This is a genomic window from Erwinia sp. 1181_3 (assembly GCF_052824965.1).
In genome coordinates, this window is sequence record NZ_VTDE01000001.1 from 465,129 (window position 1) to 488,195 (window position 23,067).

Below are 23,067 nucleotides of genomic sequence, written 5' to 3' on the forward strand. Positions count from 1 at the left end.
AGGATAATGTGGGCATTAGCCCTTAACTGCACCGTTGGTTAATCCACTGACGATGCGTCGCTGGAAGATCAGCACCAGCGCCACAATGGGAAGCGTCACGATCACCGAGGAGGCCATGATGGCTCCCCAGGGAAGTTCAAATTGAGAAGATCCCTGCATCATGCCGATCGCGACAGGCACGGTGCGTTTATCACCGGAAATGACAAACGTCAGGGCGAACATGAATTCATTCCACGCGCCGATAAATGCCAGCAGTCCTGTTGTCACCAGCGACGGCCCCATGATCGGCACGAAAATGCGACGGATGATGGTCCAGGTACTGGCACCGTCGACGATGGCCGCCTCTTCCAGCTCCGTTGGGATAGCCTTCATAAAGGTGGTCAGCACCCAGATGGTGAAAGGCAATGAAAAGGTGGTGTAAGAGAGCACCAGCGCGCCAAGCGAGTCATACAACCCCATAAAACGCACCAGCTCAAACATGCCGGAGAGCACGGCCACCTGTGGGAACATCGACACGCAGAGAATGGTGAACAGCAAATACTTGCGGCCTGTAAACTGAATGCGCGACAAAGCAAAAGCGGCGGTAATCGACACCAGAAGGCACAGCCCCACAGTCAGCGTTGCCACCACTGCCGAGTTGAAAAGGCTGCGGGCGATGCCGTTATCCATCAGCGCCGTGACATAATTTCCCCAGTTCATTTCATTGGGTAACCACTCCACGTTGAAGAGATTCTGCCCTGAACGCAGGGACGTGATAATGGCGTAATAAAACGGGAACAGGCAGATCAGACAGGCGAGTGTCGCTGCGGTCAGAATCATTAAACGCCGGGCAAGCTGTTGTTGTTGACGGTTCAGCCTCATGATTTTGCCTCTCCATTGCTGCGGCGGCCCAGCATCACAAAGCAGGCTGCAATCCCGGCCACCATCATGAATACCAGTACCGACGCAGCGGAACCGGACCCCATTTCCTGATAACTCACTAACTGATCGCGTGCGTAACCTGACACCGACACCGTCGCCTCACTGTTGGACGTCAGGATATAAATCAGATCAAAGACGCGCAGCGCATCCATGACGCGGAAAATCAGCGCCACGATCATCGCCGGCATAATTAAGGGCAGCGTGATGCGACGAAAACGCTGCCACGCGTTGGCACCATCAATCCGTGCCGCTTCGTACAAGTCGCGGGGGATCAGCTGCAGCGCGGCCAACAGCATCAGTGCCATAAACGGCGTGGTTTTCCACACGTCAACGATCACTACCGCCCACATTGAGAGCACCGGGTCCGCCACCCACGCCAGCGGCGTGTTGATCACGCCCATTTTGAGCAGCAGGTCGTTCACCACGCCGTACTGATCGTGGAACATCCAGCTCCACATTCTGGCTGACACAATCGTCGGGATCGCCCAGGGCACGAGGATTGCGGTGCGCACCAGCCCCTGCCCGCGAAACTTCTCGTTCATCAGCAGCGCCAGCAGCATGCCGAAGACCAGCTCAAGCGATACCGACATCATGCTGAAACGCAGCGTGTTACCGACGGCCATCCACCACAGCGGGTCTGCCAGCACGCCGTAATGATGGCCACCCGCAGCAACGTCAAAATAATTGGAGAAACCGACAAAATGGTAATCGTCAGGCGCATCCAGCATGGCATCAGTGAAGCTGTAAAACAGCGTACGAAAGAGAGGCCAGCCAGCGACGGCGGCCAGTAACAGTAGCGCAGGCGCCACCAGCAGCCAGGCAATACGGCTGCGGCGCAATTGATAGCTGCGCTTCGCCACCGGTGCGCTAGCGGTGTTGTCAGGAAGGGACAGGGAAGGCGTTTCTTGCTTCATACATCGTACTCCGGACCGTTAATGGGGCATTGGGTTCAACGCCATCCTCTGGCTTTAATTCTCTCCAGCCGCTGCTGTAATCCGGCCACCGCGGTTGCCCCATCAATGTCACCGCGCAACACGTTGTAGGTGGCGTTATAGATCGCTTTAGAGACCTGCGCGTACTGCCGCCGGGTCTGCGTGGCGGGGCGCGGTTTGGCCAGCAAGAAGATGTTTTTGAAGTCAGACAGATAAGGTGCCTGCGCCAGGACCTCAGGATCGTCATACAGCGCGGTGCGTGACGGAGTCCACCCCATCAGCGCCAGGGTTTTCTTCTGTGATTCGGCACTGCTGACGATCTTGAGCAGGGCAATTGCTGCCTGTGGATTTTTGGTATACGCACTGATCGCCCAGTGCCAGCCGCCCATGGCGCTAACCGATGTGCCATCGTCGCTGGCGGGTAACGGCATAACGCCGACCTTGCCACGAATGGCGCTGCTGCGGTCTTCTGCCAGCGTATAGGCGTAAGGCCAGTTGCGCATAAACAGGGCATCACCGTTTTGGAATACCGAACGCGACTCCTCTTCCATATAGCCCAGCGCCCCAGGCGGGACGATTTTACCGATCCACCCTGCGGCCATATCCAATGCCTGCGCAGCGCGCGCGTTGTTGATGGTAATATTGCCTTGAGAATCAATCACACTGCCGCCGTTCTGTGACTCCACCCACTCCAGCGCGTTACAGGTCAGCCCTTCATAGGCTTTGCCCTGAAACACCATTCCCCAGAAATTTTTATGCCCTGATTCGCGTTCACTCTGCTGAATACGCGTGGCAATGCGGGTCAGTTCTGTCCAGGTCACCGGGGGCTTTTCGCCGTATTTAGCCAGTAAGTCTTTGCGGTAAAACAACGCTCCCGCATCCATATAGGCGGGAATCGCTTTCACGCGTCCATTGACCACATCGTTTTGCATCGCGGTGGGGAAAAAGTCATGGCGGATATCGCTAACGCTGTCCGTCAAATCGAGAAGATGTTTGTCCAGCACGCCAATCCAGACGGTATCCGCCTGAAACAGATCAATGGCATCGGAATCTTTCGCGGCAAACAGCTGCTGAAACAACGACAGTTTTTCATTAGAGGCAGGAGGAAGATCGATAAATTTCAGGGTATGGCCCGTTTGAGCCTCAAACTTCTGCTTAATATAGTGACAAAATTGACGGCCTTCCTTGCTTGGCGGGCACTCCATGCGCAGGGTATCTGCAGCAGCCAGACCCGATGTCAAGGTCAGCACGGCAAGCACCAGTTCCGGGATCACTCTTCTCATAGCTTGTTCTCAGGTGGGGGCGAGAATATCGTCATAGGAAAAAAAATAGCGAAACCATGACATTGACGGAAATTGATTTTCACCGCTAAGCTATAGAAAAAATCTATAGCATGAAGGGAATATGTGATCGTGGATAAAATTCTTCGTCAGTTTATTGAAGTCGCGATGTTCAAAAATGTGAGTCATGCTGCAAACAAACTTTGCCTTAGCCAGCCCACCGTTACCCATAATATGAAGAAGTTAGAAGAGAGTCTGGGCGTGCAGCTGCTGGAGCGCACGTCAACGGGCGTGAAGACCACCGAGTATGGCGACCTTTTGCTGGAGCAGGCGCAAATGATGCAGCGGATTTATGAAAATACGCTGACAAAACTGGCGTTTATCAAAGCACGTCAGGTGCAAAGCCTGCGCATGGGCACGGGGCATGCCTGGTGGCATCTGTTTATCCGCGACAGCTTCACCGCTTACCGAACGCTGCACCCTACCGTCAATATTCACATCGACCAGGGAAACCATCTCAGGTTGATGGATCTGTTACTGGGGGGGGATATCGATCTGTTTGTCGGGCATGAAATTCAGGGTCTGAATTCGAAGGCGGGGATCAGCTTTGTGCCGCTGTTTAGCGTCACTGACAGCCTGTTTGTCCGGCAGGGTCATCCGCTGAGCAACAGAGTTATCGAACCGGTTGAACTGCAGGACTATCCTTGTGTGGAGTTGACGCCGGATGAGGGTCGCTTTCAGCATATGATGGAAGATATGCAACCGAAAAGGCAGGCAAGAAACCGCATGCATTTAGAAGAGAGGGTGATCTGGTCAACTAACTCCATGATGGCGGCAGTCGATATGATCAACGAGTCGGACGCCGTGATGTTGAGCTATCCGTTATGCATGGCTGACTACTTTTCTCGCCATAAGATTGTTCCCTTGCAAACCACGCAACCCAGTCCACGCTATAACGTCGGCTTTTATTTGATGCGTGAGAAGAGGGACACGGCTCACGTGGTGCAAATGCAGGAACTGATGCAACAGCATCTTGAGCCGATCCGCCACCTGCTGGTTTAACGACGGTGATCGGTTAACCCCGTCAGCGCCTCATACAACGAACGGGAGTTACCCGGGCCGACAACCAGGTGATACTCAGTGCTGTGCTGAGCCGTGTCGACTTCCAGCACGGATTTAATCGCGTCTAACGCTTCCAGCGCGTGCCTGTCGAAGCACGCGTTGTCACGAATGGTCACCCTGATGCGACTGGCGCAGTAACTCAGCTTAACGAGATTATCCGCCCCCCCTAATGCCTTCAGCACACCCGCCGCGAGCTGTTGTTTTTCCACATTTCCTCCTGAGAGCCTTTCATATTTTCCGCTGTAGCATAGGGTTGGCATCAGGCGAAGTGAAATTGATTTATTGCCGAGAGATATAGAGTCCATCTATAACTCGCTTCAACAGCATAGCGCGGTGGATATTTTTCAATGAAAAAAAACAGAACTATCCCCCAGAGAGAAAAAGAAACTAAATCGATTCAGCTTAATATCACTCATTCTGAATAAAAATAGAGAACATGATTCCTTTTAGCGACGTAAATTTTATTTCACATTTACTTGATCACTCAAGAGTCGCATAATTAAAAAAAAACAAAAACACTCGCAATAATTAATAAAAAATCAGTCAAAAAGTCTATTTTTGACATTACCATCTCAATACTTTACCCCACACATATTAAAGTGATAACTCATCACCTCTCTATATTTTAGGATTAATCATAGGAGAATTATGTTATGTCCTCTCAAGGATTGAAAACGGCTGTCGCTATTTTTCTTGCAACCACTTTTTCTGCCACATCCTATCAGGCCTGCAGTGCCGGGCCAGATACCGCCCCCACGCTCAACGTTCAGCAATCAAATGCTCTGCCCACATGGTGGAAGCAGGCTGTTTTTTATCAGGTATATCCACGCTCATTTAAAGATACAAATGGGGATGGCATTGGGGATTTAAACGGTATTATTGAGAATTTAGACTATCTGAAGAAACTGGGTATTGATGCAATTTGGATCAATCCACATTACGATTCGCCCAATACGGATAATGGTTATGACATCCGGGATTACCGTAAGATAATGAAAGAATACGGTACGATGGAAGACTTTGACCGTCTTATTTCAGAAATGAAGAAACGCAATATGCGTTTGATGATTGATATTGTTATCAACCACACCAGCGATCAGCATGCCTGGTTTGTTCAGAGCAAATCGGGTAAGAACAACCCCTACAGGGACTATTACTTCTGGCGTGACGGTAAGGATGGCCATGCCCCCAATAACTATCCCTCCTTCTTCGGTGGCTCAGCCTGGGAAAAAGACGATAAATCAGGCCAGTACTACCTCCATTACTTTGCCAAACAGCAACCCGACCTCAACTGGGACAATCCCAAAGTCCGTCAAGACCTGTATGACATGCTCCGCTTCTGGTTAGATAAAGGCGTTTCTGGTTTACGCTTTGATACCGTTGCCACCTACTCGAAAATCCCAAACTTCCCTGACCTTAGCCAACAGCAGTTAAAAAATTTCGCCGAGGAATATACTAAAGGTCCTAAAATTCACGACTATGTGAATGAAATGAACAGAGAAGTATTATCCCACTATGATATCGCCACTGCGGGGGAAATATTTGGGGTTCCTCTGGATAAATCGATTAAGTTTTTCGATCGCCGTAGAAATGAATTAAATATAGCGTTTACGTTTGATCTGATCAGGCTCGATCGTGATGCTGATGAAAGATGGCGGCGAAAAGACTGGACCCTTTCGCAGTTCCGAAAAATTGTCGATAAGGTTGACCAAACGGCAGGAGAGTATGGGTGGAATGCCTTTTTCTTAGACAATCACGACAATCCCCGCGCGGTTTCTCACTTTGGTGATGATCGACCACAATGGCGCGACCATGCGGCGAAAGCACTGGCAACATTGACGCTGACCCAGCGTGCAACGCCGTTTATCTACCAGGGTTCAGAACTCGGTATGACCAATTATCCCTTTAAAAAAATCGATGATTTCGATGATTTAGAGGTGAAAGGTTTTTGGCGAGACTACGTTGAAACAGGCAAAGTGAAAGCTGAGGAATTCCTTCAAAACGTACGCCAAACCAGCCGTGATAACAGCAGAACCCCCTTCCAGTGGGATGCAGGAAAAAACGCGGGCTTTACCAGTGGAACCCCCTGGTTAAAAATCAATCCCAATTATAAAGAAATCAACAGCGCAGATCAGATTAACAATCCAAATTCCGTATTTAACTATTATAGAAAGCTGATTAACATTCGCCACGACATCCCTGCCTTAACCTACGGCAGTTATATTGATTTAGATCCTGACAACAATTCTGTCTATGCTTACACCCGAACGTTTGGCGCTGAAAAATATCTTGTGGTCATTAATTTTAAAGAAGAAGTGATGCACTACACCCTGCCTGGGGATTTATCCATCAATAAGGTGATTACTGAAAACAACAGTCACACTATTGTGAATAAAAATGACAGGCAACTCCGTCTTGAACCCTGGCAGTCGGGCATTTATAAACTTAATCCGTAGAAGATCCTCGTGAGGCTACAAGCGTTTGTAGCCCCTTCCAGGCTCAAAAAAGGCCTGGCGACCCGGTTTACTCTGCTGCCCATTCGATTCGGTTCTTGCCCCGGTTTTTCGCTTCATACAGGGCGACATCCACGCGTTTAAGTAAATTCTCGACCGTTTCGTCTTCTTTTTTGTGACCGGCACCGATACTAACAGTAAAGCGTATTTCATCCCGGATGATTAAGTCTCGGGTTCGGGATAGTATTTTTTCCGCCACAACGCTGGCGTCCTGTTGTGATGGCAATGTCACTATAACGGCAAATTCTTCACCGCCGATTCTTGACGCGGTAACATTACCGTCATGCAGACTACTCAACAGATTACCGAACTCCCTAAGGACTTCATCACCCATATCGTGTCCATATTTATCATTGATGTTTTTAAAAAAGTCGATATCAATGATAAAAACATAATTATCTGTGTTTTTTAACTCCAGAAGAATGTTTCTGAAATACCGTCTGTTTGGCAAGCTCGTCAATTCGTCACGATAAGAATCAATGCTGATATCGGCATATTTTCCATTGACATATCTCACAATAAAATAGATGCCAATCGAAACACAGAGCATCCCTGCCAGCTTGAAGACATCTTCAATATAATACCCCACCCACCGTGGCTGCTGGATAAATTCATCCATCACATCAAACGCAGCAGAGATGATCCAGATATGCAGGCCCAGGTTAATGCCTCTGCGCAGGCTGGCGTTAACCGTTAAACGGTTAAAACTCCATAAGATAAAGTTAAGTATTAGCCACTGAATGATGTCCACTATCCAGCCGGAATTTTCCATCCATGAATGTCCAATTTTCTTTTCCGGAAAGCTGGCCAGATTAATAATCACCACAAAAAAACATAACACCAGAGAGGATAGCATTGGTATGTAAAGATTTTTTAGTGATTCATTTTTTGTAAAAAGTCCGTCTTCATATTTCACAAATGGCATACTAACCCCTGATAAATATTGAAATGAAAATCATTCTCATATAAATTTTATGCCTGAATATTTCATTATTTACCTATCCCTGGCGGTTATAACAACATGTCATCTCCTTGTTTTGGTTTGCGTGAAAACATTGTGCTGATCTTCTCGGAACATAACAACTGGCTACCTGAATTTTACCCTGTACCAAAATCCTGCCGCACTCAGCAACAGAATTCCGGCATGATAAACACGCTCCTGAACGGAGGAAGAATGAGAAAAGCCCGCTCAGGAAATCCTGAGCGGGCTTTTTGTTTTTCATAACTTTGCACGAACCTTTGTATGATTTTAATGCATTGAGGTGAACGGGAAAGACATCCCTACTGTTACCCTACCGTTACCCTACCGGGAAAAAGGTCAGAATAGCCCGTTAAGAAATGTCATTTTATTCTTTCGCATCAAGCTGAAGATTTTTGCGCACGACCTTATCCAACAATGACGCAGGCGCGAATCTGAGAATAAAATTCAACTGTCCTGCCAGCGCGCCCGCCGTGTAACGCACCTTCGGGCGTAACGCCTGAGCCGCTTTCACCACCACGTCAGCCACAACCTCCGGGCCTTCCGCTGCGTCCATTGCTTTGCTCACCACTTTCGCAAGTTTAGCCCGGATCAGGTCATACTCTTCACGCTTCGCATCCGGCTCGATGTTATTGGCTTCAAACTGCGTTTTCGTATAGGCCGGTTCGATGACGGACACTCTGATACCCTGCGTGCGCAGTTCATGATCCAGTGCTCCCGTATACCCTTCGACCGCATGCTTACTGGCAGCATACAGGGCCACGTAGGGCAACGGAACGATGCCCAGTATTGAACCGATGTTAATGATCCGCCCACTGCCCTGACGGCGCATGTGAGGGATCACTGCCCGCGTCACCCTGACGATGCCCAGAAAGTTAGTGTCGAAAATGCGCCTGGCCTGTTCGACAGAACTTTCTTCCGCCGCCGCCGGGGCAATTCCGAAGCCCGCATTGTTCACCAGAATATCGATTCGCCCCTCCAGACGCAGCAATTCCTCAATGGCAGCCTCGACAGAAGCGTCGTCCGTCACATCCAGCGTTAATAACGGAAACGGATGCGTTCCCGCCTGGGAGCCACGCCGACTCGTGCCATAGACCGTATAACCCGCGGCTAACAGTTTATGAGCCGACGCTTCGCCGATACCTGAGGAAGCGCCGGTCACCAGTGCTACACGTTTTTTTGTCATGCTGAACAGGACCTTATTCACTAAAGCGTTTTATATCGCTCTGCGGCTTCATCTTGTTTGATGTCCGAAAGCAGAGCCTGACGCGAGGCATCGAGGGTGTCCCAGCGTGCAGCATGATGCAGTGGTGGGATGGTGACGAGTTCACGGCGATCAAAGCCCACCAGTGCGGCATCCACTAACTCGCCCACTTCCATGAATTTTGACGCATGAGTGATGTCGATCCCCGCACGATCCCAGATTTCCGTGTAAGTGCCGGCAGGGAGCACCGCCTGGACATAAATGCCCTGAGATGACAGCTCGACATTCATTCCCTGAGACAGGAAAAGAACAAAAGCTTTGGTTGCGCCGTAAACCGACATAGAAAATTCAGGGGCCAGGCCTACGATAGAACTGATGTTGACGATCGATCCTTCACCCGCTTGCACAAACCGTGGTGTCACGGCACTGGCCAGTCTCGTCAGGGCGGTAACGTTAAGCGCGATAAGGCGTTCTATCGAATCAGGCGTCTGCTCTGTAAAACTGCCGGACTGCGCGATACCCGCGTTATTGATCAGAATGCCAATCTGCGTGTCTTCACGCAGGCGGGCTTCGACCACGGCTAAATCACGCGTTTGCGTGAGGTCCGCAGGTAACACATCGACAGAAATGCCATTTTCCTGTCGCAGGCGATCGGCAAGTGTCTCTAACCTTGCTTTGTCGCGTGCAACCAGAACAAGGTTGTGTCCCCGGCGGGCGAACCGCTCAGCATAAACAGCACCAATACCCGTCGAAGCGCCTGTAATAAGAACTGAATTTTTAGTCATAAGGTGATCTTCTTTATTAATGTGTAATCAGAATCCGCAATGTGCGGTCCGGGTAGAACCTGGACATCGGCTGCTTTACTTGCTGGTTTCAGCAAGCGACGGGTAATCGGTATATCCCGCTGCGCCACCGCCATACAGCGTGTCAGGGTTAAGTGAGGCCAGAGGTGCGCCCGTTTTCAGCCTGTCGACCAGATCCGGGTTAGAAATGAATGGGCGGCCAAACGCGAACAGATCGGCTTTGCCTTGCGTAAGTTGAGCGGACGCCAGCGCCAGGTCGTAGCCGTTGTTGCCGATCCAGGTGTTTTTAAAGCGGCGGCGCAGGGAGCCGTAATCGAACGGCGATACATCACGCGGGCCACCCGTCGCGCCTTCAACCACATGGAGGTACACGATGCCTAATGCATTGAGTTGATCGGCAACGTAATCATATTGCGGCTGCGGATCGCTGCATGAAATCGCATTCGCAGGTGAAACCGGTGAAATGCGTACGCCGGTGCGATCAGCGCCGATCTCCTCTTTCACGGCCGCCGTCACTTCTAACAGCAGACGCGCACGATTCTCGACAGAGCCGCCGTACTCATCGGTACGCTGATTAGCGCCGTCTTTCAGGAACTGTTCCAGCAGATAACCATTTGCGCCATGGATCTCTACGCCATCAAACCCGGCGGCAATGGCATTGGCCGATGCTTTTCTGAAATCGTCGATAATCCCCTGTATTTCTGGTAACTCGAGCGCACGTGGCTCAGAGACATCAGCAAAACCGTTGTTCACAAAGGTCTTCGTCTCGGCACGAAGAGCAGACGGTGCGACCGGCGCAGCGCCACTCGGCTGTAAATCGACATGCGAGATGCGTCCTACGTGCCATAGCTGTACAAAAATTCGCCCACCTTTGGCATGAACCGCGTCAGTCACTTTGCGCCAGCCTTCGATTTGCGCTTGCGTATAGATCCCCGGCGTATCCTGATAGCCCTGTGCCTGTGCTGAGATCTGCGTGGCTTCGGTAATCAGTAATCCTGCGGTGGCACGCTGGGCGTAGTAAGTCGCTGCCAGTTCGCTGGGTACCAATCCTGCTGCTGCCCTGTTACGCGTCAGGGGTGCCATCACGAGATGGTTGGCCAGGGTGATGGTCCCCAGCTCGTAGGGTTGAAATAATGTCTGGTTTGTCATGTTTAATCGCCTGCTCAGTGGATGGTCAACGTGTCGATGTAATGATGATGATCGTAATCTATAAAGTCAACTGGTTTGATTATGGTCATCATCAATGTATACTTACCTCCTATTTTTGAAACGGGCAGAAAGCATGAAAGTGTCGAAAGAGCAGGTTCGGGAAAACCGAATACGCATTGTTGAAACGGCCTCAGAACTTTTTCGTGAGCGCGGTTACGATGGCGTGGGCGTCGCGGAACTGATGTCAGCGGCAGGCTTCACCCACGGAGGGTTCTACAAGCACTTTGGTTCCAAGGCTGATCTGATGGCGGAGGCAATGAGCTGCGGTTTCACGCGATCGGCAGAAAGCACGGCAGGTGTGAACCGGGAAAAATTTATTGAATACTACCTCTCCCGACAACATCGCGATGAGATGGGAAAGGGATGTGTGATGTCGGCACTGGGCACCGATACGGCCCGTCAGTCTGAATCCATCAAGGCGACATTTGCGGCCGGGATTGAACGTCAGCTGGCCGTTTTAGGCAATGAAAATGGATCGCGCGCTGAGCTGATAGACACCATTGCGCATCTTGTCGGCGCCCTGGTGCTGTCCCGTGCCTGCCCGGATGATTCCGCTCTGGCTGATGAAATTCTGGATGTATGCCGCACTCGCCTTCTCATTCCCAGGGTAAACCTGGCTCCCAGCGTTCCACAAGCAGGTCAATAAAGGCTCTGATTCGCGGTGATAAATGGCGTTTGCTGGGATAAATGATCCGAATGGGTTCCGGGGGGAAAGGATACTCCTCAAGTACAGGGATTAACTTACCGCTACGCAAATCTTCTCCGAGCAAGTAGGTGGGCAAGTGAACGAGACCAAATCCAGCAATAGCCGATGCCCGCATGGCTTCCGAACTGTCGAGGTTCAACCGACCGGGTCCTTCATAGACAAACGTGCCTTCCGGAGTCGCAAACCGCCAGCTGCGTCTCTTTTCTGCACTCAGAAGAAAGATAGTGTCATGCCCGGTTAAGTCTGCGGGTGTTTCTGGAACGCCTCGTGAGGATAAGTACTCGGGTGATGCACAAGTGACAATATGTTGCGAAGCAATCGTTCGGGTAAGAATGCGTGAGTCGTCGCGAGGTTCACCTATGCGAATAGCAATATCAAAACCTTCTTCTATCAGGTCAACAAACCTGTCGCTAAAGGAGACTTCTGCACGAAGTTCTGGCCACTTTTTCAGATAAATATCCAGAACAGGAAGGATATGTCGCTGCCCAAAAGAGAGCGGCGCACTCAGCCTGAGAGTCCCCGTTGGCTTAACCCTGCGCATGGCCATGGTGGCATCGACCTCCTCCAGGTCATCCAGTATCTGTCGGCAACGATCAAACATGACCCTCCCTTCATCGGTGAGACTCAGACTTCGGGTAGTACGGTTCAGTAAACGCACCCCCATACGCGTTTCGAGCCTGACAACACTTTTGCCAATGGCAGAACGAGTAAGCCCAAGGGAACTCGCTGCGTGGGTGTAACTCCCGGCTTTTACCGCAGCGACAAACGCTGCGATATCACCAATGCTGTTGATCTCCATGCTTTATTTATCTCATCCAATACGGGCGTTAACGTACCCTGATATGGGAAACACATTCCCCAAATGTTTATATATCATAGATTCCTGTTCTTTTTTAACGCAAATACAAACAGGAATAAAAATGTTGAATCAACAAACCAGGCAAGCCGTTAAAGAGTGGTCAGAAAGCCTGGCCGGTCTGGGTCCAATTATTACGGGTGAGGATACCGTAACGCCGATGAGTGAGGTGCGTGAAGCCTATACCCGTATGCTGGCTAAAAATCCTGCACCTGCCGGTGTCAGCTTTACTGAGATCGACATGGGGGGCGTTCCGGGAACACTGGTGACTCCCGATACTCTTAAAACAGAGGCCATCGTTATGTACATCCACGGCGGGGCCTATATTGTCGGCGAACCGGCTGGCTATCACGGTATTGGTGGCAACTACGCCAGCATGCTGGGAGCACGGGTGTTCATGCCGGATTACCGACTGGCACCAGAGTATCCTTTCCCGACGCCCGTTACCGATACAGTTCGTGCGTATGAGTGGTTGATTGAACAAGGCTTTGACGCCAGCAAAATCGTGCTGGCCGGCGAGTCTGCGGGCGGCGCGATGGTTATCACCGTGATGGTTGCTGCTCGCAACAAGGGTCTGCCACTCCCAGCCGGCGGTGTTTCTATTTCACCCTGGGCTAACCTTGAGCATACTGGCTTCTCTATGACCAATAGAGAAGGCCTTGATCCTCTGAATACCAAAGCGGGTCTTGATTTTCTTGCGCGAACGTTCCTCGGCGAGGCATTGCCTAATCATCCAATGGCATCACCGGTATTTGCTGATGTAACGGGCCTGCCGCCGGTGCTCATTCAGATTGGCGAGAACGAACTGATGCTGAGCGACGCTATGCGTCTTGCAACTCATCTGGGTGATAACCGCGTTCGCGTAAACCTGGAAGTCTGGCCGGGTATGTTCCACGCCTGGCATTTCTTCTCCACGCTACAGCCTGAAGCGGTACAGGCGCTTGAGAGTTCAGTCGCTTTTATTGAACAGGCTTTGCGGGATGCAGCGAAGTCATCATTATTGATGATTGACTAAATAACGGGCGCAGCAGATGAACGCTGCGCGCTAGCTAACCGTGTCGGCAACTCTTTTTTGAGTTCCTCAAGTAAGACTCTCACTTTGGGAAGCACCGCATGAGTCCTGGGCCACATTGCAGAAATGGGGGTGGGTGGTGCCTGATATGCGGGTAAAATTGTTTGAAGCTGCCCCTTTTTAATGGCATCCCCGCACAACCAGTCAGGCAACTGCGTCACCCCACATCCGGCAATGGCGGCCTCCAGCATGGCATGACCATTATTGAAACGATAAGCAGAGGATACGACATGCCTTACAACGTGCCCCTCTTTACCCCTGATTAACCAGTAAGTTTGCCCATCTGAAGGCAACCCTGAAATGCAGTTGTGTGATGAAAGCCCATGAAGATCAATGGGGGTGCCTGCTCGTTCCAGATAGACCGAAGAGGCGCAAATAATAAGCCTTTGCTCACCCAGTCGGGTGGCTACCAGGTCGCCTGAGTCAGGCAGAGGGCCAAGCCTCAGAGCCAGATCAAAGCCGTCTGTCGCCGGGTCGCGAACACGATCGCTGAAATCAACTTCGATATTCAGGGCGCGGTATTTTAACGCCATGATATTGAGTAAAGGCATCATAAAAAGATGCCCAAAGGCCACCGGTACCGTCAGGCGCATCAGCCCGGAAGGTTCCACTGTCCCCGCCTCGATTTTGCTTTCGGCATCTGAAATCATCTCCAGAGCAGCATTGCAGCTATTGAAATAGATCTCCCCTTCCGGTGTCAGCGACAGGCTCCGCGTACTGCGGTTGAGTAAGCGAACCCCCAGACGTGTTTCCAGACGCTTGATGCTTTTGCTGAGTGCCGAACGCGTCACGCCTAAACCGTCAGCTGCAGCGATGAAACTGCCTTTTCTGACGACTTCAATAAATTCCTGTACACCATTGAGTTGTGCCGTCACAGATATTGGTTCCTTTATGTCAACACTGAGGGTTTTTTTGACCAGGTAATCAGGGCCTGTAAATCAAGGTAAGATCCTCGACACTAGTTTTTTACCATGAAATTCATTCAGGAGACAGAATGAGCGAGTTATTGAATATCTATACAATGAATGGAATAAGTCTTCGTAATCGCGTCGTTATGGCACCAATGACCCGATCCCGGGCTTACAATCTTGTCCCCACTGACAGTATGGTCACCTACTATCGTCAGCGCGCCACAGCAGGTTTGATTGTTTCCGAAGGTTCACCTGTTTCAATGGAAGGTCGTGGACAAGCTTACACACCGGGAATTTACACTCACGGACAGATAGAGGGCTGGAAAAAGGTCACTGAGGCAGTACATGCGGAAGGCGGGAAAATATTCATTCAGCTTTGGCACGTGGGACGTTCTTCCCACATTGCTCACCAACCTGATGGACAGGCACCGGTCAGTTCCGTCTCACGTATTGCAGAAGGCTGTACAACTCACATTCCAGGGGAAAACGATCAGTCTGTACGCGCATTTCACAGCCAGCCTCGGGCATTAACAACGGATGAAGTACCGCGGGTGACGCAGGATTTCGTTCAGGCGGCTAAAAATGCCATCGAGGCGGGATTTGACGGTGTAGAGATCCACGCTGCTAACGGCTACCTCTTTGAGCAATTTATCAATGGCGAACTTAACGACAGAACAGACCGCTATGGCGGTAATATTGCTAATCGCCTGCGATTCACGCTGGAAACGGTGGATGCGGTCTCTGCTGCCATCGGGAGTCATCGGACGGGTATCCGTATTGCACCTTTTGGTCGCCTGCAGGATATGCATGGCTTTGATGATGAGCAGGAGACCTGGCTTGCCTTGGGTATCGAACTGCGTCGTCGTCATCTTGCTTATGTGCATTTGAGCGATCAGGAATCTCTGGGAGCTCAGGCCCTCCCTGCCGGCTTCCTGACAACGTTTCGCGAGACCTACGAGGGAACTCTCATCGTCGCGGGCAGCTATACACCGGAGCGCGCAAAACGGGCACTCAGGGAAGGTTTTGCCGACTTGATCGCATTTGGACGCCCTTTTATCGCCAATCCCGATCTCGTTACACGCATGAAGAACGAGTGGCCGTTGGCTGTTCCTGACAAGAATACGTTCTACACCGGGCGAGATGCAGGTTATATAGATTATCCCTCGTATCACGTGGATTAGGTAAACCCGCAGTAATATCTCTGTGCCAGATGAGGGCTCACCCGCGCAGGTTCTCTTTTTAATTGATGACAACGTGTCTGGCTTTACGCCATGCTTACGTCAATGTTCATCAGGATGAAATCAGACATGCTCATCAGGCCCGCTCCACTCTCTGTGGATTTGCCCGACTGTGGTTACAATAACGTCAGTCCCCCCAGCCAGGCACAATTCTGGCGTGATTCGACTACGGGTTATGTGGAAAGTCGTCGCGCCTGTAACAGCCGTGCATGTTATAAGCCACACAGTCACCCCACCTTTTCAATAGGGGCAGTGGATGCAGGCGGTAGCACATTTACAGGAGCGTCCGGGGGCCCTTGCGCTCTTCGGCCAGGAATGATGGTTTTCATTCCCGCTAACTGCGTTCATGCCTGTAATCCATTACCCGATCAGTCCTGGAGCTATCAGATGCTGTATCTGGATGCTGCATGGTTAAATGAAGTCATGGCTGAAATAAGCCCTATTTCAGGGGAATTCATCAGTAAAAAAGACATTCGAATCATTGATAATGAAGCGGTCTATGGCCGCTTTTGTGAAATGAATGCCACCCTGTTTTCAGACGCCAGTGCAGAAGACAAAAATACAGCGTTAATAGAGTTTATTGGCGACTGTGACTGTGGCATCAATCTGGTAGACACATTTCCTGGGTTATCAGCGGGTGTCAGGCTGGCGCTGAAAAACGTTATCGATGTGTTGCAGCAAACTGACCGGCAGCCGTGGGCATTAGCCGCGTTGGCAAATATTGCAGGCATGAGTCGCTATCAACTCATCAGGGAGTTTCGCGCGGCCACCGGAATGACACCACATGCTTACCAACTCAATGTGCGTATTAATCAGGCACGCCGCTGGCTACAGTCAGGCCATGAAATAACAGAAATTGCTTATCGACTGGGTTTTGCCGATCAAAGCCATTTTCAGCGCGTATTCAAGGCTTATGCTGGCGTAACGCCGGGTTGCTATCGAGCCTGAGTAAAATGCAATTTTATTCAATACAATCCTGCCTCAAGGCTGCACCCTATTAAAAAATATTTTCTAAAAGGGTGATACCGTGATGCAACAATTTCTTATCGTGGCCGCAGCGCATTTTTTGGCGTTGCTGTCGCCAGGCCCGGATTTTTTTCTGGTTGCCCGAACCTCAATTAAAGCTGGCTGGCGTCACGCAGCGAAGGCTTGTCTGGGAATCGCGATCGCTAACGGTGTTTTTATCTTCGCGGCTTTTAGTGGTCTTACGCTTCTTCGCCCTGGCAGCATGAGCTTTATTGCCATTCAGCTTGCAGGCTGTGCCTACTTACTGTACATCGGTATACTTTTCATCCGTTTTGCAGGCACGAGCACTATCGCCGAGCATCATGTCAAAGCACCCGGGCGTGTCACCGCATCTGCCGATGTATTGAGTCACTGGCGTGTATTCGGCATGGGCTTTTTATCGGGTATTCTCAATCCAAAAAATGCGCTGTTTTACGTCAGCCTGGCCACGCTGATTGAGGGATCTCATACCGAGACAAATTTGAAGGTCTTCTATGGTGTGTGGATGTTTAGTATTGTGCTGCTGTGGGATTTACTGATAGCCATCTTCATTGGTAATCGTCTGGTATTACAATCCTTTTCGCAGTCATTACCCTGGCTGGAACGTATCTCCGGAGTCATGCTGATTGGGCTGGCGCTGAGTGTCCCCGTGGTCAATGTCATGGCACTGGCTTGAAAAGCAGCGTACTCCCCGCTTCCGACATCCGTATTATTTCGCAGCATCCACGTCTGCTGTTGGCACGGCGCAGATCGAGGCCGGTAGCAGGTCTGCGATAAGCGGACTAAGGTCTATCCTATCCGTTCGGAGCTGTAACCGGCACATTCCAAAGCCTTTGTATCCATTCCTTAATGATTTTATCATCTATGATAAACCCTTCTGTCAGCTTGACCTGGTTTATCAGGGATAAAATAACAAGGACTAAACGCATGCTTACCGTAAATATTCGAGCCACGATCGGAGGGGCTCTTTTATTGATGTCAGTCGTGGTCTCAGCGTCCGCAACTCAGTCTTTGTCCGTACCTTCTGAACATCCGAACTCGCAGCGTATCTCTGTACAGACGGAAGGTTCAGGAACGGATGTCATATTGATTCCGGGGCTGGCGTCGTCTCGCGAAGTTTGGGCCGAATTAGCATCAACTTTACGCAGGAGCCACCGTATTCATCTTGTTGAACTTGCGGGCTTTGCAAGTACGCCTGCCATTTCCAATCCTGAGGGAAAGGTCATCGCTCCGGCAGTTGACGCCATTGCTGATTACATTCACACCCAGCACATAAAAGCACCGGTGATCATTGGCCATTCTCTTGGAGGGGAGATTGCATTGATGCTGGGGGCCCGTCATCCCGACCTGGTCGGTCGTTTGATGATCGTCGATGCCTTGCCGTTCTATACGTTGATGATTGACCCTGCGGCGACCACCAAAACCGCTGCCCGGCATGCCACAGCCACGCGGGATTGGCTACTGGGGCAGTCGCCGGAACAAATCAAAGAGTCTCAGAATACATCTATCGCCCGTTTAGCTAAGACCGAGGCTGTGAGGCCTGCTCTGGTGGCTGCGGGGATCCATTCTGATCGCAAAACCGTTGCGGATACCGTGTATGAATTGATGATTACCGATTTGCGCCCCGAGCTTGGACGCATTAGAGCGCCGATTGAGGTCGTGTACGCGTATGACGCCTTATTCGGGGTTCCTGCAGCCAGCGTGGATGCGATGTACCGTAAAGCCTATGCATCTGCATCTGATATCCATTTCACGCGTATCGATGACAGTTTTCACTTTGTCATGCTTGATCAGCCAGAACGTTTTTCCAGCGAGGTTGAGTCATTCTTAAATCAATAAAGGATGCTGCTACACATCAAGTTGACGTTGGAGCTGCAGCTAAGTCCGGCCAGCAGATATAGCTGCCAAAAACAGCGATCCGGTGAACCCACTTGCCGCTCCGCTTAAGTGAAAGGCATCGCGGCATGAGGTTTTTTTGATGGTAAACCGGTCACACTCGCTGACCGGATCCCTGCTTAGCATCGTGATTAAAGCATCATGGTGTCATGCCCGTCTGCTGGCATCATGTCAGGCTTTGTTTTCGGTAAACTCCCCCTTATCGGGCCGTATCCTGAACCAGATGGCATACATGGCAGGCAGGAAGACCAGCGTGATGATGGTGCCGCCAAAGGTTCCGCCAATCAGGGTATAAGCCAGCGTGCCCCAGAACACCGAGTGCGTCAGTGGGATAAACGCCAGAATGGCGGCCATTGCCGTGAGCAGCACCGGCCGGGCTCGCTGCACCGTTGCCTCCACCACCGCATGGAAGGGTGCCAGCCCTTCCTGTTCGTTGTGATGGATCTGCCCTATCAGGATCAGGGTGTTACGCATCAGGATACCCGACAGCGCAATCAGTCCGACCAGCGCATTGATGCCAAACGGCTGATTGAACAGCAGCAGCGTGGGCACCACGCCAATCAGCCCCAGTGGCGCGGTGAGGAAGACCATCACCATCGCCGACATCGACCGCACCTGCAGGATAATAATCAACAGCGTCATGGCGATCATGATCGGGAACAGCGGTGCCATCGCCTGGGTGGCTTTCCCGGATTCTTCAATAGAACCCGCCTGCTCGATGCGGTATCCAGCCGGAAGTGTATCGATGATCGGCTGCAACGCTGTCATCATTGCCGTTGAAACATCCGGCGGCTGCAGGTTTTCGGCAATGTCCCCCCGCACAGTCATAGTTGGCGTACGATCGCGACGGCGCAGAACAGGATCTTCCATTTGCACCTCAACCTCCCCGATCTGCGACAGCGGAATGCGCTGGCCGGCAGAGCCCACTAAGGTAAAGCCCGCTATTTTGGCCGGGTCGAGCCGGATATCTCCTGCCGCCCGCCCCATGACCTGCACCGAACGAATATCTTCACGCACAGCGGTAACAGGAACCCCAGAAAGCAGGAACTGAAGCTGCTGCGCGACCGCATTCGATGTCAGCCCCACCGCCTGCAGGCGGTCCTGATTGAGGGTGAAATGCAGCGCCGGTACACGCGGCCCCCAGTCGGTGTTGACGTTCCTCATCATCGGACTGGCCTGCATCACCTTTTCGACTTTGCCTGCAATTTCGCGCAGTTGAGTCGGATCCGGCCCCATAACACGGTAAGCCACCGGATACGGTGAATACGGACCAAACACCAACTGCGTCACGCGCACGTGCGCCTCAGGCGCCAGGCCGCTGGCCGCTGCCTCACGCAGTCTGAACTTGAGCGCTTCGCGCGCTTCCTGGCTATCCGTCAGCACAACAATTTTCGCGAACGACGGATCGGGCAGCTCGGGTGCCATCGCCAGATAAAAACGTGGCGATCCCTGGCCGATGTAAGATGTGACGATTTTTGCCTCTTTTTGCTTTTCCAGCCAGGCTTCGATTTTCGCCGTCGTGGCGCTGGTCTGTTCAATCGCGGTGCCATAAGGCATCTGCACTTCGACCAGCACCTCCGGACGATCGGAGGTAGGGAAAAACTGTTTTTTCACCAGTCCCATACCGAGAATCGCTACCGTAAAGACGGCAATAACGGTGCCAGCCACTATCCACTTTCGCGCGATCACGCGGGTCAGTACACGGCGAAAACGGTTGTAATGGCGGGTGTTGTAGATAGCAGCGTGTCCCCCTTCAACCTTTTTGATGTCGGGCAGCATTTTCACTCCCAGATAAGGCGTAAACACGACCGCCACAACCCAGGAGGCAATCAGGGCGATACCGACAATCCAGAACATGTTGCTGGTGTATTCGCCGGCGGTGGACTGGGCAAAACCATTGGGCATGAAACCGACGGCAGTGACCAGCGTGCCCGCCAGCATCGGGGCCGCCGTGTGGCTCCAGGCATAGGCCGACGCTTTGACGCGGTCGTAGCCCTCTTCCATTTTCACCACCATCATCTCGATGGCGATAATGGCATCATCGACCAGTAACCCGAGAGCCAGGATCAACGAGCCCAGGGTAATGCGGTCAAAGTTTTTGCCGGAAGCCTCCATCACCACAAAGACAATCGCCAGCGTCAGGGGCACCGCCGCCGCGACAACTACGCCCACGCGCCATCCCATACTGACGAAGCACACCACCATCACCACCAGCAGCGCGACAAAGAATTTAATCATAAACTCGTCAACAGCGGAGCTGATGTTGACTGACTGATCCGTGACCTTGGTCAGGGTCATGCCCAGCGGCATGCCCTCATTGATGTTGGTCGTTTCCGCATCCAGCGCCTTACCCAACTCCAGACCGTTCCAGCCGTCGCGCATGATGACGCCCAGCAGCAGCGCCGGTTCACCCTGATTGCGGATCTTAAAGGTTGCAGGATCTTCATAGCCACGCTCAACGGTGGCTACGTCAGAAAGCTGCAGGGTCCTGCCCTGCACGACGACGGGCGTTTTGCGGATTTTTTCCAGTGTGTCGAAGGCACCATCCAGGCGGATAAAGACCTGCGGCCCCTGGGTATCAATCGAACCCGCGGGCGTCAGGACGTTCTGGCTGTTAAGGGCGGAGAAAATATCCTGAGGCGAAATACCCAGCGTGGCCAGCCGGTCATGCGAGAACGAAACAAAGATGCGTTCGGCCTGTTCGCCAATGATATTGACCTTCTTGACCCCCGGCACATGCAGAATTTGCTGGCGCAACGCTTCCGCATCGCGCACCAGCAGCCGCTGTGGCTCGCCTTTGGCCTTCAGCGCAAAGAGCGCAAAGGTCACGTCGGAGAATTCATCATTGACCATCGGCCCGATGACGCCTGCCGGCAGGTTTTTGGTCTCATCCCCCAGCTTCTTACGTGCCTGATAAAACGCTTCCTGCACCTGTGAAGGCGGTGTGCTGTCCTTCAGCGAAAGCATGGTAAAAGCCAGACCGGGACGCGTATACGTTTCGCTGCGGTCATACCACTTCAGCTCCTGCATCCGCTTTTCCAGCGGTTCAGCCACCTGATCCTGCATCTCCTGCGCGGTGGCGCCCGGCCAGGCCGAAATAATGGTCATCTGCTTGACCGTAAACGGCGGGTCTTCAGCCCGTCCCAGTTCAAAAAATGAAAGAATACCGGCCACAGTAATCAGGATAATCAGGAACAGCGTGATTGAGCGCTCACGCACGGCGAGCGCTGAAAGATTGAATCGCCCTCCGCTCATGGCTGGCTCCCGGCGACGCGGGCATCGCTTTGTTCGGCCATGCGTACGGCCTCACCGTCATGCAGCAGATGCGCTCCCAGGGCGACCACCTGCTCTCCCGGCTTAAGGGAACCGGTCACCCTCGCCGCATCGTCACCCAATCCCTGCACCTGCACAGGCCGCCATGACACTTTGGCGGGCTTACCCGAAATCTCCCAGACCCCCGGCCCTTTGCCCGGATCATAGATGGCCGCTAAAGGCACCTGCATCACCTGGCCCGGTAATTTATCGTCTGCAATATGAAGGGTAACGGTGGATCCCAGAGGCGCGCTCGCCAGTGCCCCCTCAAGCACATATCTTGCCTCGAAGGTACGTGTGAGTGGATCTGCCGCATCGGAAAGGAGCCGCAGTTTCGCAGGGACGGACTGTTTACCGGTGCCATACAACGTTGCCCCGGCCTCGCTTCCGGCAGCCGGGCGTAGCGTCTCGGGCAACTGCACGATGGCCTCGCGCTGCCCTGCTCTGGCCAGACGAACCACCGGCTGGCCGGCACTGACAACCTGACCGGGTTCAGCCAGCGTATCCATAACCACGCCGTCGGCATCCGCCAGCAGCACGGCGTAGCCCGTCGCGTTTTGCGCCACATTCGCCTGTGCCTGGGCCGCACTGAGTTCGGCTTTTGCCGTATCGGCAACGGCCTTGATCTGATCGTAGGCCGATGCCGATACGGCACCGCCCGCAACCAGCCCGCGGTAACGCGCCTCGTCAGCAGACGTTTGTTTTGCACGAGCCCGTGCCGCCGCGACGGCCTGTTGCTGAGCCTGCGCCTGCAGGCTCAGGTCAACCGGATCCAAACGCATCAATGGCTGGCCGCGTTTAACGGTCTGGCCGGTATCGACCAGACGTTCAAGGATTTTGCCTTGCACTCTGAAACCGAGATCGCTTTGAATCCGGGCGACAACAACGCCGGTAAATGATCGGGAGACATCGGCAGCACTCACCACGGTCGCAGACCTGACCAGAGGAGGCTGAGTACGAGGGTCGTCGGTGACGGAAGTGTCACCGCAGGCCACAAGGGCAAGTGGCAACAGGCAAACGGCAAAGGTGGCAGGATTAAGCCTGAGCATGGGTTCCCTTCATTACGTTAACAGGAGAGTAACCGCATTCTCAGACCAGTGACCAATAA

General features: G+C 52.3%; 20 protein-coding genes. 8 read left to right on the forward strand and 12 right to left on the reverse strand.

Annotated features, from left to right (window positions below; genetic code table 11):
• Window positions 1-15 precede the first annotated feature (15 nt).
• From FY046_RS02145 to FY046_RS02155, 3 genes are read right to left on the reverse strand one after another with little or no spacing between them, the layout of a single operon-like run.
• A complete protein-coding gene (locus FY046_RS02145) occupies window positions 16-861 on the reverse strand; it encodes a carbohydrate ABC transporter permease (protein ID WP_133841661.1) in 846 nt (281 codons plus the stop codon).
• Window positions 858-1,835, reverse strand: a complete 978-nt coding sequence (locus FY046_RS02150; protein WP_133841660.1) for a carbohydrate ABC transporter permease — start codon at window positions 1,833-1,835, stop codon at window positions 858-860. The genes FY046_RS02145 and FY046_RS02150 overlap by 4 nt, the downstream gene beginning before the upstream one ends.
• A 35-nt stretch (window positions 1,836-1,870) precedes the next feature.
• The gene (locus tag FY046_RS02155) at window positions 1,871-3,136 is read right to left on the reverse strand and encodes an ABC transporter substrate-binding protein (RefSeq protein ID WP_200643319.1); all 1,266 of its coding nucleotides are present in this window, start codon (window positions 3,134-3,136) and stop codon (window positions 1,871-1,873) included.
• A gap of 123 nt (window positions 3,137-3,259) precedes the next feature.
• Here FY046_RS02155 and FY046_RS02160 point away from each other — a divergent pair, with 123 nt between their 5' ends.
• A complete protein-coding gene (locus FY046_RS02160) occupies window positions 3,260-4,195 on the forward strand; it encodes a LysR family transcriptional regulator (RefSeq protein WP_133841658.1) in 936 nt (311 codons plus the stop codon).
• Here the strand turns inward: FY046_RS02160 and FY046_RS02165 are convergent.
• Window positions 4,192-4,464 carry a PTS transporter subunit EIIB gene (locus FY046_RS02165; protein WP_171149199.1) on the reverse strand — a complete coding sequence of 91 codons (273 nt, stop codon included), beginning with the start codon at window positions 4,462-4,464 and terminating at the stop codon, window positions 4,192-4,194. The genes FY046_RS02160 and FY046_RS02165 overlap by 4 nt on opposite strands.
• Window positions 4,465-4,908: 444 nt before the next feature.
• On the opposite strand from FY046_RS02165, the gene FY046_RS02170 reads away from it, so the two are divergent.
• Window positions 4,909-6,711, forward strand: a complete 1,803-nt coding sequence (locus FY046_RS02170) for a glycoside hydrolase family 13 protein (protein ID WP_446185685.1) — start codon at window positions 4,909-4,911, stop codon at window positions 6,709-6,711.
• 67 nt (window positions 6,712-6,778) lie between these two features.
• Here FY046_RS02170 and FY046_RS02175 read toward each other — a convergent pair whose 3' ends face one another.
• The 4 genes from FY046_RS02175 to FY046_RS02190 form a co-directional block, all read right to left on the reverse strand.
• Window positions 6,779-7,693, reverse strand: coding sequence for a GGDEF domain-containing protein (locus FY046_RS02175; RefSeq protein ID WP_421504991.1), 915 nt, complete (start codon window positions 7,691-7,693; stop codon window positions 6,779-6,781).
• A gap of 421 nt (window positions 7,694-8,114) precedes the next feature.
• Window positions 8,115-8,933, reverse strand: coding sequence for an oxidoreductase (locus FY046_RS02180; protein ID WP_133841654.1), 819 nt, complete (start codon window positions 8,931-8,933; stop codon window positions 8,115-8,117).
• 20 nt (window positions 8,934-8,953) lie between these two features.
• Window positions 8,954-9,736 carry an SDR family NAD(P)-dependent oxidoreductase gene (locus FY046_RS02185; protein ID WP_167863710.1) on the reverse strand — a complete coding sequence of 261 codons (783 nt, stop codon included), beginning with the start codon at window positions 9,734-9,736 and terminating at the stop codon, window positions 8,954-8,956.
• Between the two features lie 75 nt (window positions 9,737-9,811).
• Complete coding sequence (locus tag FY046_RS02190; protein ID WP_167863709.1) at window positions 9,812-10,903, reverse strand: alkene reductase; 1,092 nt, start codon at window positions 10,901-10,903, stop codon at window positions 9,812-9,814.
• A 133-nt stretch (window positions 10,904-11,036) separates the two neighbouring features.
• Between FY046_RS02190 and FY046_RS02195 the strand changes: the two genes are divergently transcribed.
• On the forward strand, window positions 11,037-11,609 hold the full coding sequence (locus tag FY046_RS02195; protein WP_167863708.1) for a TetR/AcrR family transcriptional regulator: 573 nt from the start codon (window positions 11,037-11,039) through the stop codon (window positions 11,607-11,609).
• Here FY046_RS02195 and FY046_RS02200 read toward each other — a convergent pair.
• Window positions 11,560-12,468 (reverse strand): LysR family transcriptional regulator, encoded by a 909-nt coding sequence (locus tag FY046_RS02200; RefSeq protein WP_159336412.1) that lies wholly within the window; start codon window positions 12,466-12,468, stop codon window positions 11,560-11,562. The genes FY046_RS02195 and FY046_RS02200 overlap by 50 nt on opposite strands.
• Before the next feature lie 121 nt (window positions 12,469-12,589).
• Here FY046_RS02200 and FY046_RS02205 point away from each other — a divergent pair, with 121 nt between their 5' ends.
• Complete coding sequence (locus tag FY046_RS02205) at window positions 12,590-13,540, forward strand: alpha/beta hydrolase (RefSeq protein ID WP_133841649.1); 951 nt, start codon at window positions 12,590-12,592, stop codon at window positions 13,538-13,540.
• Here FY046_RS02205 and FY046_RS02210 read toward each other — a convergent pair.
• Window positions 13,537-14,472 (reverse strand): LysR family transcriptional regulator, encoded by a 936-nt coding sequence (locus FY046_RS02210; RefSeq protein WP_446185686.1) that lies wholly within the window; start codon window positions 14,470-14,472, stop codon window positions 13,537-13,539. The two genes, FY046_RS02205 and FY046_RS02210, sit on opposite strands and share 4 nt — an antisense overlap.
• A 119-nt stretch (window positions 14,473-14,591) precedes the next feature.
• Here FY046_RS02210 and FY046_RS02215 point away from each other — a divergent pair, with 119 nt between their 5' ends.
• The 4 genes from FY046_RS02215 (at window position 14,592) to FY046_RS02230 (ending at window position 18,590) form a co-directional block, all read left to right on the forward strand.
• Window positions 14,592-15,689: an alkene reductase gene (locus FY046_RS02215; RefSeq protein WP_212812978.1), complete on the forward strand. Its 1,098-nt coding sequence runs from the start codon at window positions 14,592-14,594 to the stop codon at window positions 15,687-15,689.
• 126 nt (window positions 15,690-15,815) lie between these two features.
• Window positions 15,816-16,694 (forward strand): AraC family transcriptional regulator, encoded by an 879-nt coding sequence (locus FY046_RS02220; protein ID WP_171149195.1) that lies wholly within the window; start codon window positions 15,816-15,818, stop codon window positions 16,692-16,694.
• An 82-nt stretch (window positions 16,695-16,776) separates the two neighbouring features.
• Window positions 16,777-17,427, forward strand: coding sequence for a LysE family translocator (locus FY046_RS02225; protein WP_167863847.1), 651 nt, complete (start codon window positions 16,777-16,779; stop codon window positions 17,425-17,427).
• A 251-nt stretch (window positions 17,428-17,678) separates the two neighbouring features.
• On the forward strand, window positions 17,679-18,590 hold the full coding sequence (locus tag FY046_RS02230; protein WP_446185687.1) for an alpha/beta fold hydrolase: 912 nt from the start codon (window positions 17,679-17,681) through the stop codon (window positions 18,588-18,590).
• A gap of 228 nt (window positions 18,591-18,818) precedes the next feature.
• Here the strand turns inward: FY046_RS02230 and FY046_RS02235 are convergent, their stop codons facing one another.
• Complete coding sequence (locus FY046_RS02235; protein WP_446185688.1) at window positions 18,819-21,902, reverse strand: efflux RND transporter permease subunit; 3,084 nt, start codon at window positions 21,900-21,902, stop codon at window positions 18,819-18,821.
• Window positions 21,899-23,008, reverse strand: a complete 1,110-nt coding sequence (locus FY046_RS02240) for an efflux RND transporter periplasmic adaptor subunit (protein ID WP_200643330.1) — start codon at window positions 23,006-23,008, stop codon at window positions 21,899-21,901. Before FY046_RS02240 ends, FY046_RS02235 begins: the two co-directional genes overlap by 4 nt.
• Window positions 23,009-23,067 lie beyond the last annotated feature (59 nt).